General features: G+C 70.9%; 15 protein-coding genes. 11 read left to right on the top strand and 4 right to left on the bottom strand.

What is annotated here, in order from left to right; translation table 11 throughout:
* From AC067Z_RS35350 to AC067Z_RS35320, 7 genes are all read left to right on the top strand, one after another.
* The coding region (locus AC067Z_RS35350; protein ID WP_478793737.1) for a hypothetical protein at positions 1 to 303 on the top strand (303 nt) is incomplete at its 5' end.
* A gap of 2 nt (positions 304 to 305) precedes the next feature.
* The gene (locus AC067Z_RS35345; protein WP_478793736.1) at positions 306 to 584 is read left to right on the top strand and encodes a hypothetical protein; all 279 of its coding nucleotides are present in this window, start codon (positions 306 to 308) and stop codon (positions 582 to 584) included.
* Entirely contained in the window at positions 581 to 853 is a 273-nt protein-coding gene (locus AC067Z_RS35340; protein WP_478793735.1) for a hypothetical protein, read from the top strand. Before AC067Z_RS35345 ends, AC067Z_RS35340 begins: the two co-directional genes overlap by 4 nt.
* A 98-nt stretch (positions 854 to 951) precedes the next feature.
* Entirely contained in the window at positions 952 to 2,652 is a 1,701-nt protein-coding gene (locus tag AC067Z_RS35335; RefSeq protein ID WP_478793734.1) for a S8 family serine peptidase, read from the top strand.
* Between the two features lie 53 nt (positions 2,653 to 2,705).
* Positions 2,706 to 3,026 (top strand): hypothetical protein, encoded by a 321-nt coding sequence (locus AC067Z_RS35330; RefSeq protein WP_478793733.1) that lies wholly within the window; start codon positions 2,706 to 2,708, stop codon positions 3,024 to 3,026.
* A gap of 55 nt (positions 3,027 to 3,081) precedes the next feature.
* The gene (locus AC067Z_RS35325) at positions 3,082 to 3,765 is read left to right on the top strand and encodes an SH3 domain-containing protein (RefSeq protein WP_478793732.1); all 684 of its coding nucleotides are present in this window, start codon (positions 3,082 to 3,084) and stop codon (positions 3,763 to 3,765) included.
* Between the two features lie 40 nt (positions 3,766 to 3,805).
* Complete coding sequence (locus AC067Z_RS35320; protein ID WP_478793731.1) at positions 3,806 to 4,735, top strand: peptidoglycan-binding domain-containing protein; 930 nt, start codon at positions 3,806 to 3,808, stop codon at positions 4,733 to 4,735.
* Positions 4,736 to 4,990: 255 nt separating this feature from the next.
* Here AC067Z_RS35320 and AC067Z_RS35315 read toward each other — a convergent pair whose 3' ends face one another.
* Positions 4,991 to 6,460 (bottom strand): hypothetical protein, encoded by a 1,470-nt coding sequence (locus tag AC067Z_RS35315; RefSeq protein WP_478793730.1) that lies wholly within the window; start codon positions 6,458 to 6,460, stop codon positions 4,991 to 4,993.
* Between the two features lie 11 nt (positions 6,461 to 6,471).
* Positions 6,472 to 6,861, bottom strand: a complete 390-nt coding sequence (locus tag AC067Z_RS35310) for a VOC family protein (protein ID WP_478793729.1) — start codon at positions 6,859 to 6,861, stop codon at positions 6,472 to 6,474.
* Between the two features lie 43 nt (positions 6,862 to 6,904).
* On the opposite strand from AC067Z_RS35310, the gene AC067Z_RS35305 reads away from it, so the two are divergent.
* The 3 genes from AC067Z_RS35305 (at position 6,905) to AC067Z_RS35295 (ending at position 9,817) form a co-directional block, all read left to right on the top strand.
* Positions 6,905 to 7,534, top strand: a complete 630-nt coding sequence (locus AC067Z_RS35305) for a nucleoside/nucleotide kinase family protein (protein WP_478793728.1) — start codon at positions 6,905 to 6,907, stop codon at positions 7,532 to 7,534.
* Positions 7,535 to 7,616: 82 nt separating this feature from the next.
* Positions 7,617 to 8,588: a hypothetical protein gene (locus tag AC067Z_RS35300; RefSeq protein WP_478793727.1), complete on the top strand. Its 972-nt coding sequence runs from the start codon at positions 7,617 to 7,619 to the stop codon at positions 8,586 to 8,588.
* A 107-nt stretch (positions 8,589 to 8,695) separates the two neighbouring features.
* Positions 8,696 to 9,817: a M24 family metallopeptidase gene (locus AC067Z_RS35295; protein WP_478793726.1), complete on the top strand. Its 1,122-nt coding sequence runs from the start codon at positions 8,696 to 8,698 to the stop codon at positions 9,815 to 9,817.
* Positions 9,818 to 9,859: 42 nt separating this feature from the next.
* On the opposite strand, the gene treZ is transcribed toward AC067Z_RS35295, so the two are convergent.
* Positions 9,860 to 11,662, bottom strand: coding sequence for a malto-oligosyltrehalose trehalohydrolase (gene treZ, locus AC067Z_RS35290; protein ID WP_478793725.1), 1,803 nt, complete (start codon positions 11,660 to 11,662; stop codon positions 9,860 to 9,862).
* Between the two features lie 55 nt (positions 11,663 to 11,717).
* Between treZ and AC067Z_RS35285 the strand changes: the two genes are divergently transcribed.
* Entirely contained in the window at positions 11,718 to 13,076 is a 1,359-nt protein-coding gene (locus AC067Z_RS35285; RefSeq protein WP_478793724.1) for a GH1 family beta-glucosidase, read from the top strand.
* 40 nt (positions 13,077 to 13,116) lie between these two features.
* Here AC067Z_RS35285 and AC067Z_RS35280 read toward each other — a convergent pair whose 3' ends face one another.
* A complete protein-coding gene (locus tag AC067Z_RS35280) occupies positions 13,117 to 14,013 on the bottom strand; it encodes a GNAT family N-acetyltransferase (protein WP_478793723.1) in 897 nt (298 codons plus the stop codon).
* Positions 14,014 to 14,074: the final 61 nt, after the last annotated feature.

The raw sequence follows: 14,074 nt of genomic DNA, 5'->3' as shown, positions 1-14,074 counted from the left end.
CCGCAGTTCTTCGAGCTCGTCAAGTTCCTGCCGGGCCTGGTGGAGATCGTCGGCGACGCTGTCAAGAACCTGAGCGCGCCCCAGGGGCAGCCGCAGATGGCCACCGCCGCCGGCCAGTCGCAGCAGATCGACCCGCAGTTCTTCGAACTCGTCAAGTTCCTGCCGGGCCTGGTGGACATGGTCGGTAACGCCGTCAAGAACCTGAGCGCGCCCCAGGGCCAGCCGTCCTTCTCGCAGCCGCAGGGCGGCACCGGCGCTGTCGGAGCAGGTCAGCCGATGAACGCCGGGGCCGGCTGGAGGTAGGCGTGAGCACCGCAAGCCTCACCGGGGCGGGCCCTGTGCTCTCGCCCGAATCCCGGGATGTTGTGCAAGGCATGTGTGCGGGAGTACTCCGTCGGATCCATCTCTGGCTGCAGCGCGCCGTGCTGGACGTACCGCAACTCGCGGAGGTCGTACCCACGCTCAGGCAGGCGGCCAGGCTGTACGGCGAGGGGCAGTACGAGGAGTGCCTCTCCCAGGTGATGGCCGTGGGGCGGAAGCTCGAGGAATCGCGTGCCGCGCAGCCGACACTGCCGCCGCTGTGAGCCCTGACATGGAGCTCGGGTCGGCCGGCGGTCGGCCCGAGCAGCCCCGCCTCCCCCACATCATCGGCGCCGGTGATCCGGCGGTACTGCGCCTCCTCGCGGCCGAACTGGCCCGTGATCCGGAGGTGACCGTCCGCGGACACCACGGCTCCGCCGAGGAACCGACCCTTCTCCTCATCGACATGACAGCCGCTCACGCGGAGCTGCTACGCCGGGCCAATCCCGCGGTGACGATCGAGGCCGATGCGCCGCTCGAACCGTACGCGTAGCCCTCCCGGACATGGGGGCCATGGTGGAGCGCCTCGACAGGGCGACACCGTGACCCCCGACTTCCCCTCGACACCGCGCCAGGAAAGCGGAGACACCCATGAGTGAGTTCAGCCCCGACACATCGGAACAGGAAAACGAAGTGCGGGAGCGCCCCCTGCGCTGGCTGGTGGCACCACTGCCCGGTGCGGTACTGCCGCAGGGTGTGAGCCCCGTGCCGCCCGAGTCGGTCTTCGACCGGCTCGCAGCCGAAACGGACGTCCAGTTGTGCGGACACATCGTGCCCAGTGAGCGGCTCCAGACTCTGTCGGAGGGCAACGCGTTTCCGGAAGTCGGGATCTTCACGATGACGGAGGAGCGGGCCCGCCGACTCAACCAGGACGTCGAGATCCACGTGGAGCGCGACCGCCGACTGATCTACGGCATGCCCGTGGCGTCCTCGGACGACGCCCAGGTCGTGCAACCCGCAGCCGTGCCACTCCTGGCAAGCACGCTCAGCCTGGCGTTCTCCGTCCGGGGCAGTGACGGCGCTCCGGTGCCGCAGGCGACGGTGTCACTGAGAGGGTCTGCGTGGCCCGCGCAGGGCGTCACCGGCCCGGACGGACGCGTAGTCATCTCCCTCAACGGGGAAACCCCGGGATCGATCAACGCCGTCTACGTCAAGGCCGAGCAGGGTCACTGGGACCGCTGGCTGATGCGACCCCAACTGGTCACCGACGGGGACAACGTGGTCACGTTGGCGCGGCTGGACCAGACCGTGCCGGACTTTCCCGGCCGCCAGATGTTCGGCTGGGGGCAGCGGGCGATGCACCTCGATCGCATTCCGCCCTCCTACCGCGCCCATGGAATCAAGGTCGCGGTCATCGACTCAGGCATCGCGACATCCCACCCCGACCTCGCGGGCCGGGTGGTCGGCGGTGTGGACGCGGCGGAAGGCGGGGACTGGAGCGTCGACGTCATCGGCCACGGAACGCACTGCGCGGGCACGATCGCGGGTGCCGACACCGGTACGGGAATCATCGGCTCCGCCACGGAAGCCGAGATTCATGCGTGCAGGATCTTCCCCGGCGGACGCATCAGCGCCCTGCTCGCCTCCCTGGACTACTGCATCGAGCACAACATCGATGTGGTCAACCTCAGCCTCGGCACCGGGGAGCACTCGCCGCTGGTCGCACAGAAGATCGCGGCGGGCCGCGGCATCGGCATGGCGTGCATCGCCGCCTCCGGGAACAACGGCACTGACCAGGTCCTCTTCCCGGGATCACTCGACACTGTGCTGACCGTCGCCGCCATGGGCAAGATGGGCGAGTGCCCGGAGGACAGCTCCCACGCCTTCCAGGTGTTCGGCGAGCCCACCGCCGAGGGCTACTTCTCCGGGAAGTTCAGCTCCCACGGCCCGGCGGTCGATGTCTGCGCTCCCGGAGTGGCGGTCATCTCCTCGGTGCCGCCGCAGGGGTACGCCGCGCAGGACGGGACGTCGATGGCGGCCCCCCATGTCGCGAGCCTTGCCGCCCTGACACTGGCACACCACCCCGACTTCCAGGAGCAGTTCGCCACCCGCAACGAGGCTCGGGTGGAGCGGCTGTTCCAGATTCTGCGGGACAGCTGCGATCCGCTCGACTTCGGTGACCCGCGCCGCTCCGGCGCCGGGATGCCCAACGCGGTGCGTGCGCTCGGGCTGGAGTCCGGCACGTTGCTCGGCGCGGCCGCCGCGCCGGAGACCGGGAGCTTCACCCGTTCCTCCGCCGCAACGGCGGTGGAAGAACTCGGGCAGGAGCTTGCACGTATCGGCATCTCCTGATGGCTTCCCGCCGCTGACGACCGGGCCGCGTGCACGGACACGAGGAGGACAGCATGGACGGGACGGGCGACCAGACGGAGAGCAGGATCCAGAAGATCCGGGCATGGGCCGGCCTGCTCGTCGTAGGCGTGGGAGACCTGGCCATTTCGGCGGCGGCGATCTGGGGCGTCACCAATGTGGACGGTTCCGATGCCGTTGCGGTCCTCACCAGCGCGTTCACCGCGATCAGTGCCATGACGACCGCATACTTCGGCATCCGCGCCGCGACGAACGCGGCCCAATCCGGCGGGGTTCAGCCCTTGGCTCCCCTGGGGCCCCTGTCGGCGCCTCCACCCGCCCCTCCGCCGGTCGGCCGTGCGACGACCGGCCCGTGACCACGGAGAGGTCCAACGCGGGCCGCCCCGCTGCGACTCGAGGAAGGTGTTTCCCATGTCATGGAGAGTTGCGCACAGCCTGGATGTGCTGCTGCGCCAGATCGACGGGAGATTCCCCCACCGCGACAGGGCGAGCGACGGGGCTATCGGGGACGCGGACCACCAGAAACGCGACAGTGACCACAACCCCTGGTACGGGCCGGGCATCGTCACCGCGAGGGACTTCACGCACGACCTGGTGAACGGCGTCGACATCGGCCCCTTCACCCGTGAACTGGCCGACACGCGGGACCGGAGGATCAAGTACATCATCGCCAACGGACTGATCCTGGACTCGCGGTCCTGGCAGTGGAATCCGTACAACGGCACCAATCCGCACACCCGGCACTTCCACCTGTCCGTCGTGGCCGATCCGGTCTGCGACGACAGCAGCCCGTGGGCCGTCCCGACGCTCGGGGAGGTGCCGAGCGACGGGGACGACGACGCGAGCCGGGCGATGTTCACGACCTGGGGGACCTCGGTCAACGTCCGCGCAGCGCCGCGTCTCGACGCTGCTGTCGTCAGGATCCTGCCCGGGCCCACTCGGGTCCACGTCCAGTGCCAGACGCATGGCGACCTCGTTCGTGCCGCGGGCCTCACCAATGACGCCTGGTCCTTCGTCCCGGACCTGGGCGGTTACGTGTCCAACATCTTCGTGGACCATCCCGATGCCTGGCTGCCAGGCGTCGACGAATGCTGAGTCCGGCCGTTCCGTGGGACGGCGCCGAGAGGAGCCCGCGATGCACCAGAGCGTGAGAGAAGCGTTCATGCCGTTCAGCAAGCCGCTCGAGGGTCGCCTCGACTTCATGTACCTGGACGTGAAGGGCCTCGTGTCCACCGGCGTGGGCAATCTGCTGGATGCCGACGACCCGTCGGCCTTCGGCAGCAACCCGACCCCACTCCCCGACATTTTCACCCTGGACTGGTTCGACAAGGACACCCGCGCACCGGCGGACCAGGCCGAGATCGAGGAGGAGTACCGAAAGGTCAAGTTCAGTGGGACGGCCCTGGCCACGACAGATCAGAAGGGGTCCGTGACACGGCTGCGGATCTCTCAGCAGGCGATCGACGCGCTCGTGACGCGCAAGCTGGACTCCTTCGAGAACTCCCTGCGGGGACGCGAGATGTTCGCGGGGTACGACGGATGGCCGGCCGACGGACAGCTCGGCCTCCTCAGCATGGCCTGGGCCATGGGCCCGCTCTTCCGCTTTCCGAAGTTCCAGGCCGCCGCCGCGTCCGGGGACTGGCTGACCATGGCGCAGGAGTGCAGGATGACGGAGGCCGGAAACCCGGGGATCATCCCGCGCAACGTGCGAAACGGTCTGCTCTTCACCCTCGCGGGCTGGGTGACGACCCTCCCGGACGGTGATCTCGGCAGGCTCGTGTTCGACCCCGTGCGCAGGCTCGACGACGGCATGCGCTCAGGGGATCATCCCGTTCCGCTGAACCTGACGATCGGGCTGCAGACGGCACTGGAGACACTCGACTCCGACCCCAATGGGCTCGACGGAATCGTGGGGAAGGGGACCCGAGCTGCCCTCACCAAGTTTCAGGCATCGCTGGGGCTCACGCAGACGCCCGGGGTGTCCGGCATTGCCGACGTCCCAGAGGAAACCGTGGTCGCACTGCGGGCCGGACTCGACGCCAGGGGGGTCGCCTGCTTCCCCTGAGCCACAGCGAGCGGCCCGCGCCTTCGGCTGCTGGTCACCCTCCGGGGCGTTCACGAATCGGCGCTCCAGCACGGTGACGGTGTTTCCGGGTGATAGCAAGGGCGGGCGAACCGGTGTCGGCGGGACCGGTGTGCAGCTCACCGGTCGCGGTCTGCGGGCTGCCGCTTCAGTGGCGGGGGCTTATCGACGGCCTCCGACGGGTGGCGTCATGGTGGCGCCACAGTCGCAGGGCGGAGGCCTTCACCGGCAGGGCGCTTACGACGGCGCCCTGCCGAGGCGGGCGACCGCCCACGTCGCCCGGGCCGGCAGCTCGCCGAGCGACGCACGGAAGTGCTTGGCGATCGTGCGCAGCAGGACTTTGCCGTGGGTCATCGTCTCCAGGGCGAGGTCGCTCTCGCCCGCCTCGACGGCCGCGAGCACGAGCTCCAGATGCTGCTCGGTGATCGACCGGCCCAGTGCCAGGCGGTGCCACCGTGACGCCGTGCCGTCCGGTGCGGTGCCACCGAGTCCGACAGCCGCGCGTGTCCGTTCCAGTGCCCGCCGTGCCGCCGGCAGATCACCCTTGAGGCGTTCCAGCCGGGCCAGGATGTGGGCTTCCACCGCCACGTCCCAGGCCCTGTCCTGCAGTGACACCAGATTGAACTGGGCGCGTGCCGCCTGACCGTAGTCACCGAGCCCTTCCAGCGCCCGGCTCAGTTGCTTCAGCCGCTCGGCGTGCGGGCCCGTGTCGGCGAGCATGCGGATCAGTGCCACCCGGGCGTGCTCGATGCGGCCCTGGCGGCGGGCCAGCTCGATCCAGGTGAACTCGCTCTCCGCCGTGGGGTCTTCGCCGTAATGCTTCGCGTCCATGTCGCGGGCCCACTCGACGGCCCCGGCGGCGTCCGTGAACCACCCGCCGACGGCCTCCCGGAGCAGCGCCACGTCCTCCGCGTGCCCGTGCATGCCCACCAGTGCCGCCGCCAGCCGCTGCTCCTCGAACCGCTCGGTCCGCTCGGTGTTCCCGCCGCCCAACAGGAAGCGCAGCAGCGGTAGATCGCTCCCTCTGCGGTCGTACTGCGCCGCCCTCACCACTCCGGCCCGCAGCACCGGGTCCGCGCCCACCTCCGCCCAGGCGCCGGGCGCGCCTGCGCGCATCCGCCCCAGCGCCTTCCGCCCCGGCGCGAGGGCCACATCGCGCAGAGAGTGGCGCGCCGGGTCGCCGGGCAGGCGGTACGCCAACAGCTCCCGGGAGTTGAGCAGCACGTAGTGCGGCTCGGTGCGCCGCGTGGCCGACTCCATCATCGCGGCGAGTTCCACGAGAGGCCGGTCGGGCAGGTCCAGTCCGGCGAGCAACGCCGCCCGCTGGGCGTCCAGTTCGGGGGCGAACTCCTCCCGCGCCTCGTCGTCCCCCTCGCGGACCGCGGCCGACAACTGCGCCTCGTCGAGGTCCGGGGTGATGCCCTCGCACCACTCCGGCAGCCTGATGAGGATCTCCAGCGCCTCGGTGACACTGCCGGCGAGCAGGACCGCCTCGCCCTCGGAGGACGCGTGCAGCACCGCACCGTCCTCGCAGACGAAGTACGTGCCCCCGGTGTCGTCCCCGGCCACCGGCTCCAGCGGCGCTCCCGACGCCAGATGCACGTCCTCCACGTGGCAGGCGCGACCGATGTCGAAGTCGAAGGGGAAGGCGGCCAGTTCGGCCAGGTCCGGGCACTCACGCAGCCGTTCGAGAGCAGGGTCGGTCATGCGCCCGCAGCCTACTTGGGCTGCAGCAGGTCCCACTTGTTGCCGTACAGGTCCTCGAAGACCGCGACCGATCCGTACGGCTCGTGCCGTGGCTCCTCCAGGAAACGCACGCCCGCCGCGGTCATCCGTGCGTGATCGCGTGCGAAGTCGTCGGTGTGCAGGAAGAAGCCGACCCGGCCGCCCGTCTGGGCGCCCGTGCTCGCGCGCTGGGCGTCGTCGCCGGCGCGGGCCAGCAGCAGGCCCGTGCCGCCGGCGGCACCGGGCGGGCGGACCACCACCCAGCGTGTGGAGTCCCCGCGGTCCGTGTCCTCGACCAGATCGAAGCCGAGGGCGTCGGTGTAGAAGGCGATGGCCTCGTCGTAGTCGCGGACGACGAGGGTGACCAGGGCGATGAACGACATGTGTCCACGTTATACGTATGACCGGGATGGGACAATCCTCGGCATGCCCGCCCAGCCGCTCCCGCCGCACCTCCTGGACCGCGCACGCGCCCTCGCGGAGCCCGGCCGCCGCCGCATCCTGGGCCTTGCCGGCGCTCCCGGCGCCGGCAAGTCCACCCTCGCCGCCCGTCTCGCGGCCGCTCTGGACGGCCTCGCCGTCCTCGTGCCCATGGACGGCTTCCACCTCGCCCAGCGCGAGCTGGAACGCCTCGGCCGCGCCCACCGCAAAGGCGCCCCCGACACCTTCGACGCGGCCGGCTACGCCGCCCTGCTCGTCCGGTTGCGCGAACCCGAGCAGGGCACGACCGTCTATGCGCCCGCCTTCGACCGGTCGTTGGAGGAGCCCGTCGCGGGCAGTGTCCCGGTGGCCGCGGACGTCCCGCTCGTCGTCACCGAGGGCAACTACCTCCTCCACGACGAAGGCCACTGGGCGCGTGTCCGCCCTCTCCTCGACGAGGTGTGGTTCCTCGAACTCGACCAGGAGATCCGGGTGGGCCGCCTGGTCGACCGGCATGTGCGGTACGGCAAGGAGCGCCCCCGTGCCGAACGCTGGGTGCGGGAGTCGGACGAGCCCAACGCGCGGCTGATCGGCCGCGGCCGGGACCGCGCGGACCTCGTGGTCGCGATGCGGTAGTGGAAGGGCCCCCATCCCGCCGTTCACCTGCGCTCGGTAGGCTCGAAGGAAGGACACGGGGTGCGTACGGAGGGCGGTCGGCGTGGGGTTGTTCCGGCGGGGGCCGAAGCGTGACGGACGAGATACGCCGCGCGACCCCGAATTCGCCTTCTTCTCCGTCGACGAAGGCGCGCGTTTCCGCGGCTACGTGCGCGAGGCGTTCGCCGAACAGGGCCTGGAAGTGACCGTCTACGCGGACATGGTGTCCGACAGCGCGGGCCGTCAGTTCGGCCTCGGGAACCTCGCGGCCGTCTGCCACAACGACGAACGCGCACCACGTTCCTGGTCCGAACTGGTCCACCAGCATGTCGGCATGGTGCTGCGCACGATGGACGCCCCGTCCGCACTGGAGACCCTGTCCGCCGAGCAGATCCGCGCCCAGCTCTATCCGCGTGTCATAGGCGGCGAGGGGCTCGACGCGAAGAACTTCGCCTACGCCCGCCAGGTCGCCCCGGGCCTGTTCGAGATCCTCGCGCTCGATCTCCCCGAGAGCGTCATGATGCTCACCGACGAGGCGCTCGAACCGCTCGGTGATCTGCCCTACTTGCGCGACCAGGCTCTCTACAACCTCCGCGGACTGCCCGTCGAGGCACACGAGACCGTCGCGGACACCGAGGGCATGCGCTTCGAGGTCGTGCTCGGGGACTCGTTCTACACCGCGAGTCGGGTTCTGGCGCTGGAGTCCGTCGTCCGGCAGGTCACCGGCGAGGAGCTGACGGCCGACGGCGCGCTCGTCGCCATGCCGTTCCGTCACCAGCTCGCCTTCCACGCCATCCACGACACCGGCATGGTCGCCGCCCTGAACGCCATGGCGTCGTTCGCCGCCACCGGCTACGAGGACACCCCCGGCGCGATCAGCCCGTACGTCTACTGGTGGCGCGACGGGACCCTCACCCAGCTCAGCGACCGCGACGAGGAGGGCGAAGGGCTGAAGATCATGATCGGGGAGGAGTTCCACGCCCTGCTGGAACGGCTCGTCGCCGAGGAGAACGGGCCGGGAGCCGACGAGGCCTGACCGCGGCTCGCGCAGCACCACCGGCCCGAGGAGGATGGCGGGCAGGACGGTCCGATCCAGAAGGCAGGGCGGTCGAGCAGGAGACCGCAGTCCAGGCAGGAGGCCCCATGACCAGCACGCCGACGCCGTTCACCGCCGACGACTACCGCGCGAGGATGACCCGGGCGGCCGAGGCCGCCGACGACGCGGGGCTCGACGGGGTGCTCGTCGCGCCCGGACCCGATCTGATCCACCTCACCGGCTACCGTCCCGTGGCCACCGAACGGCTCACCGTTCTCGTGCTCCGTGCCGGCGAGGACCCCGTCCTCGTCGTGCCCACCCTGGAGGCCCCCGACGCCGAGGGGGCCACCGGCGCCCCCGCGCTGACCGTGCGCGACTGGACCGACGGCAAGGACCCGTACGCCGCCGTCGCACCGATGCTCGCCCGCTCCGGCCGCTTCGCGGTCAGCGACAACACGTGGGCCATGCACCTGCTCGGTCTGCAGGGGACTCTTCCGGCCACCTCGTACATCCCGCTCACCGAGGCGCTGCCCATGCTGCGCGCGGTGAAGGACGCGCACGAACTCGCCCGGCTCGAGGCGGCCGGGGCCGCGGCGGACCAGGCGTACGGGGAGATCCTGAAGGTGCCGTTCGCCGGCCGCAAGGAGACCGACGTGGCCGCCGATCTCGCGGCGCTGCTGCTGCGGTTCGGGCATTCGCAGGTCGACTTCACCGTCGTCGGCTCCGGACCCAACGGCGCCAATCCGCACCACGAGGCGGGCGACCGCGCCATCGTGCACGGCGACATGGTCGTGCTCGACTTCGGCGGCCTCAAGCACGGCTACGGCTCCGACACCACCCGAACCGTCCATGTCGGTGAGCCCTCCGTCGCCGAACAGCACATCCACGACGTGGTGCGCGAGGCGCAGCAGGCGGGGGTCGACGCGGTGGTCCCCGGAGCTGCCTGCCAGGACGTCGACCGGGCGGCCCGCGAGATCATCGAGGAGGCCGGGTACGGGGATCTGTTCATCCACCGCACCGGCCACGGCATCGGTGTCACCACCCACGAGCCGCCGTACATGATCGAGGGCGAGGAGCAGCCGCTCGTGCCCGGCATGTGCTTCTCGGTGGAGCCGGGGATCTATCTTCCCGGGCGCTTCGGTGTCCGGATCGAGGACATCGTCACGGTCACTCAGGACGGCGCACGGCGCTTCAACACCACCTCGCGCGAGATGGCGGTCGTCGAGTAGCCGCACCGGGCCGGGGCGTGAGCGCTCCGGAGGGAACGGCGATCACGCGTCTGCGAGCACCACACAGCTCTCCGGCGACAGCCGCAGCACGCCGTCCGCGTCCGGCGGCTGCACCTTCCCCCAGGCCGCCGCGATCCTGCCGCCACCGCCCAGCGGGATCTCGGCGGGCGCCGCGGACAGATTGACCGCGACCCGCAGATCGCCGCGCCGGCAGGCCAGCCAGCGTGCCTGCTCGTCGTACGCGACCTTCACCGCGGCCATGTCCGGATCGGTGAGGTCCGGCAGTGTCCGACGCAGGGTGATCAGTTCCCGGTACCAGGTCAGCAGGCCCGCGTGCGGCTCGCGTCCGCGTTCCGCGCGGTCCAGGCACGAACGGTCCCGGGTCGCCGGCGACTGCGGGTCGGGGATCTGCTCGGCGGGCCAGCCGTGCTCCCCGAACTCCCGCCGCCGGCCCGCCCGTACGGCCTCGGCGAGCTGCGGGTCGGTGTGGTCCGTGAAGTACTGCCAGGGTGTGCCCGCCCCCCATTCCTCACCCATGAACAGCATCGGTGTGTACGGCGCGGTCAGCACCAGGGCGGCCGCGCAGGCCAGCAGTCCGGGGGACAGGGCGGCCGAGAGCCGGTCGCCCAGCGCCCTGTTGCCGATCTGGTCGTGCGTCTGCGCATAGGCGAGGAAACGGTGCGCGGGTGTGGTGGTGATCTCTACGGGCCGGCCGTGGGTACGCCCGCGGAACGTGGAGTACGTGCCGTCGTGGAAGAAGGCGCGGGTCAGTGTCTTGGCGAGCGCGGCCATGGGGGCGCCGGCGAAGTCGCCGTAGTAGCCCTGGGATTCGCCGGTCAGCGCGGCGTGCAGCGCGTGGTGGAAGTCGTCGTTCCACTGGGCGTGCAGACCGAGGCCGCCCGCATGCCGGGGGGTGGTCGTGCGCGGGTCGCACAGATCGGACTCGGCGATCAGGAACAGCGGCCGGCCGAGGTCGTCGGCGAGGTCGTCGACGGCGGTGCCCAGTTCTTCGAGGAAGGTCAGCGCCCGGGTGTCGGCCAGGGCGTGCACCGCGTCGAGGCGCAGGCCGTCGATCCGGTAGTCCCGCAGCCAGGCGAGCGCGCTCCCGAGGAAGTAGGCGCGCACCTCGTCGGACCCGGGGGCGTCAAGGTTGACGGCCGAGCCCCAGGGGGTGTGGTGGGTGTCGGTGAAGTACGGGCCGTAGGCGGGCAGATGGTTGCCGGACGGACCGAGGTGGTTGTGGACGACATCCAGCACCACGCCGAGACCGTGTCTGTGCGCCGTGTCGACAAAGCGTTTCAGTGCCTCGGGGCCGCCGTACGGCTCGTGCACCGCCCATGGGGCCACCCCGTCGTAGCCCCAGCCGTGCGCACCGGGGAACGGGCACAGCGGCATCAGTTCCACGTGCGTGATCCCCAGCTCGGCCAGCTCCCCGAGGTGTGCGGCGGCCGCCTCCAGGGTGCCCTCGTGGGTGTAGGTGCCCACATGCAGCTCGTACAGGACCGCTCCCTTGAGCGCCCGCCCGGCCCATTCCCGCTGCCAGACGAAGGTGCCGTGGTCGACGACGGCGCTGAGGCCGTCCGGGCCGTCGGGCTGGCGGCGCGAGCGGGGATCGGGATGCACGGCCCCGCCGTCCAGCGCGAAGCCGTACCGTGCGCCGTCCTCCGCGGGGGCCTCGGCGAACCACCAGCCGGCCCGCCCCTGCGCCCGCTCCATCGGGAGCTCCTCGCCCTCCAGCCACAGCGTGACCCGCTCCTCGGCCTGCGGCGCCCACACCTCGAACAGCAGCACTGGCGTCCCCTCGTCCTCGATGCCGTTCCCGTCGATCCCGTACGTCCCGACCATCCTGGCAAGATCGGGGTCTTCTGGCGGTGTGCTTGGGCCATTAAGGTCACGAACCATGCCGACACCGACGGAGCCGCTGCCCGCTTTTCCGCCCGGCTTCCTCTGGGGAGCCTCGGCGTCCGCCTTCCAGACCGAGGGTGCGGCCGACGCCGACGGCAAGGGGCCCTCCGGCTGGGACGCCTTCGCCGCCCGAGGCCGGATCAAGGACAGCGCCGACGCCGCACGAGGCACGGGTTTCTACGAGCGCTACCGCGAGGACGTCGCCCTGCTCGCCGGACTGGGCGCCGACGCGTTCCGCTTCTCTGTCAGCTGGCCTCGCGTGGTCCCCGGCGGCAGCGGCCCGGTCAACACCCGCGGCCTCGACTTCTACGACCGGCTCATCGACGAACTGTGCGCCCACGGCATCACTCCCGCCCCGACGCTCTATCACTGGGACACCCCGCTCCCACTGGACGAGGCCGGCGGCTGGCTGAACCGCGACACGGCGCAACGGTTCGCCGAATACGCCGCGGCCGTCGCCGAACGCCTGGCCGACCGCGTACCGATGTGGATGACGGTCAACGAACCCGCCGAAGTCACCCTGCTCGGCTACGCACTCGGCGAGCACGCCCCCGGCCGGCAGCTCCTCTTCGACGCACTGCCCGCGGCCCACCACCAGTTGCTCGCCCACGGCCTCGCCGTCCAGGCGCTGCGCGCCGCCGGCGCGGACCGCATCGGCGTCGCCGTCTCCCACTCGCCCGTGTGGACCGCGGGGGAGACCGAGGAGGACCGTTTCGCCGCGGAGCTGTACGACACGGTCACCAATCGCCTGTTCGCCGACCCCCTTCTCCTCGGCGCCTACCCCGACGAGAACTTCGCCGCCCTGATGCCGGGCACGGTCGCCGACGACCTCGCCGTCATCGCGCAGCCGCTCGACTTCTACGGCGTGAACTACTACCACCCCATGCGCGTCGGCGCGCCCGCCGAGCAGGCCCTCGACGGCTTCGCCGGAGTCCCCATGCCCGCCGGGCTCCCCTTCGGGCTGCGGGACATCGAGGCGGCCGAGCACACCGACTTCGGCTGGCCCGTCGTGCCCGACGGACTGCGAGAACTGCTCGTCACCCTGAAGGACCGCTACGGCGATCGCCTGCCACCCGTCGTCGTCACCGAGAACGGCTGCTCCTACGACGGCCTCGACGACGGACGCCGTATCGCCTTCCTCGACGCGCATCTGCGCTCGCTGCACGAGGCGATGAGCGCCGGAGTCGACGTACGCGGCTACTTCACCTGGTCGCTCACCGACAACATCGAATGGGCCGAGGGCGCGGCGCAGCGCTTCGGTCTCGTCCACATCGACTACGAGACGCTGCGGCGGACGCCGAAGGCCTCGTACGGCTGGTACCGGGACACCATCGCCGCGCAGAAGAACCGGTGACGCGGGGATGTCCGGGGGCCGCCCGGACATCCCCGCCGCATCAACGGCCCGCTGCGGGAACGAAGTTGATCCGCTCCCGTGCGACGGGATGGCCCGCCTTCGCGAAGTTCGCCGCCATCGGGAAGTTGCCCTGGTCGGTGGCGCCCGCGATGAACTCGGCGCCCCGCTCGGCGAGGAAGCGCGTGCACTCGACGAGCAGGTCGAAGGCGTAGCCCCGGCCGCGCTGCTCCGGTACGACCCCGATGAAGCCGATGCACGGCCCCGCCGGGTTGTGCGCCGGGATGTGGATGCCCGCCAACTCGCCGCCGGGCGTCCGGGCGACCTGCCACCACTCGCGCGGCGAGGGGCACCAGTGGAAGAAGTCCAGCTCCTCCTGCGCAGCCTGGTCGAGGCCGCCCTCGGCGACGGCACGCAGGGCATGCGCGTCCAGCGTCGCGGAGTGGATGCGCTTCAGCGCGTCGAAGAACACGGCGTCGTCCGGCTCCGGCGCGAACACGAGCCGTCCGGGACTGTCGGGCAGACCGCACTCGGGCGTCCAGCGGTACATGAACCGCTCGACCAGAACCTCGTAACCGGCCGCCTTCGCCGCACGGATACGGGTCTCACCCGCCGCCCGGGTCACCGGGTCGTCGCGCCACCCGGCGGGCAGATTCATCTCCAGCTCGACCTGGAAGGGGGAGGTGCGCAGCAGTTCGGTGCCCGCGTCCTCCTCGCCGTCGGCGACGTCGAACCAGTTGATGTTCAGGGGTGCTTCGTCGTCGGGGGCGCCCCACCAGGCGCCGCGGGCGACGACCTTGCCGTCGCGCAGGGCGACGCGCTTCCACTCGGGGCGATGCACGTTGCGGGCATGCGCCTCGGCTGCGCGGAGCGGGTCGGGCAGGGTGTCGAAAAGGTGGGCGTCGCTCTCGTCGAGCGCGCGAATGACCAGATCGGTCATGAGGAAGTCCTCCGGGAAGAGATGTGCGTGAAACGCTCCCGGTCAGACAGCGAACGCCGGA

The sequence above is a fragment of the Streptomyces sp. NPDC043812 genome (genome assembly GCF_056436245.1).
The sequence above is the reverse complement of the archived record's forward strand: the minus strand, read 5'-3'. Positions and strand labels throughout refer to the sequence as shown.

Coding starts and splice junctions, on each gene's coding strand:
- AC067Z_RS35335 (WP_478793734.1), top strand. CDS start 952: ATGAGTGAGTTCAGCCCCGACACATCGGAACAGGAAAACGAAGTGCGG.
- AC067Z_RS35330 (WP_478793733.1), top strand. CDS start 2,706: ATGGACGGGACGGGCGACCAGACGGAGAGCAGGATCCAGAAGATCCGG.
- AC067Z_RS35325 (WP_478793732.1), top strand. CDS start 3,082: ATGTCATGGAGAGTTGCGCACAGCCTGGATGTGCTGCTGCGCCAGATC.
- AC067Z_RS35320 (WP_478793731.1), top strand. CDS start 3,806: ATGCACCAGAGCGTGAGAGAAGCGTTCATGCCGTTCAGCAAGCCGCTC.
- AC067Z_RS35315 (WP_478793730.1), bottom strand. CDS start 6,460: ATGACCGACCCTGCTCTCGAACGGCTGCGTGAGTGCCCGGACCTGGCC.
- AC067Z_RS35310 (WP_478793729.1), bottom strand. CDS start 6,861: ATGTCGTTCATCGCCCTGGTCACCCTCGTCGTCCGCGACTACGACGAG.
- AC067Z_RS35305 (WP_478793728.1), top strand. CDS start 6,905: ATGCCCGCCCAGCCGCTCCCGCCGCACCTCCTGGACCGCGCACGCGCC.
- AC067Z_RS35295 (WP_478793726.1), top strand. CDS start 8,696: ATGACCAGCACGCCGACGCCGTTCACCGCCGACGACTACCGCGCGAGG.
- treZ (WP_478793725.1), bottom strand. CDS start 11,662: ATGGTCGGGACGTACGGGATCGACGGGAACGGCATCGAGGACGAGGGG.
- AC067Z_RS35285 (WP_478793724.1), top strand. CDS start 11,718: ATGCCGACACCGACGGAGCCGCTGCCCGCTTTTCCGCCCGGCTTCCTC.
- AC067Z_RS35280 (WP_478793723.1), bottom strand. CDS start 14,013: ATGACCGATCTGGTCATTCGCGCGCTCGACGAGAGCGACGCCCACCTT.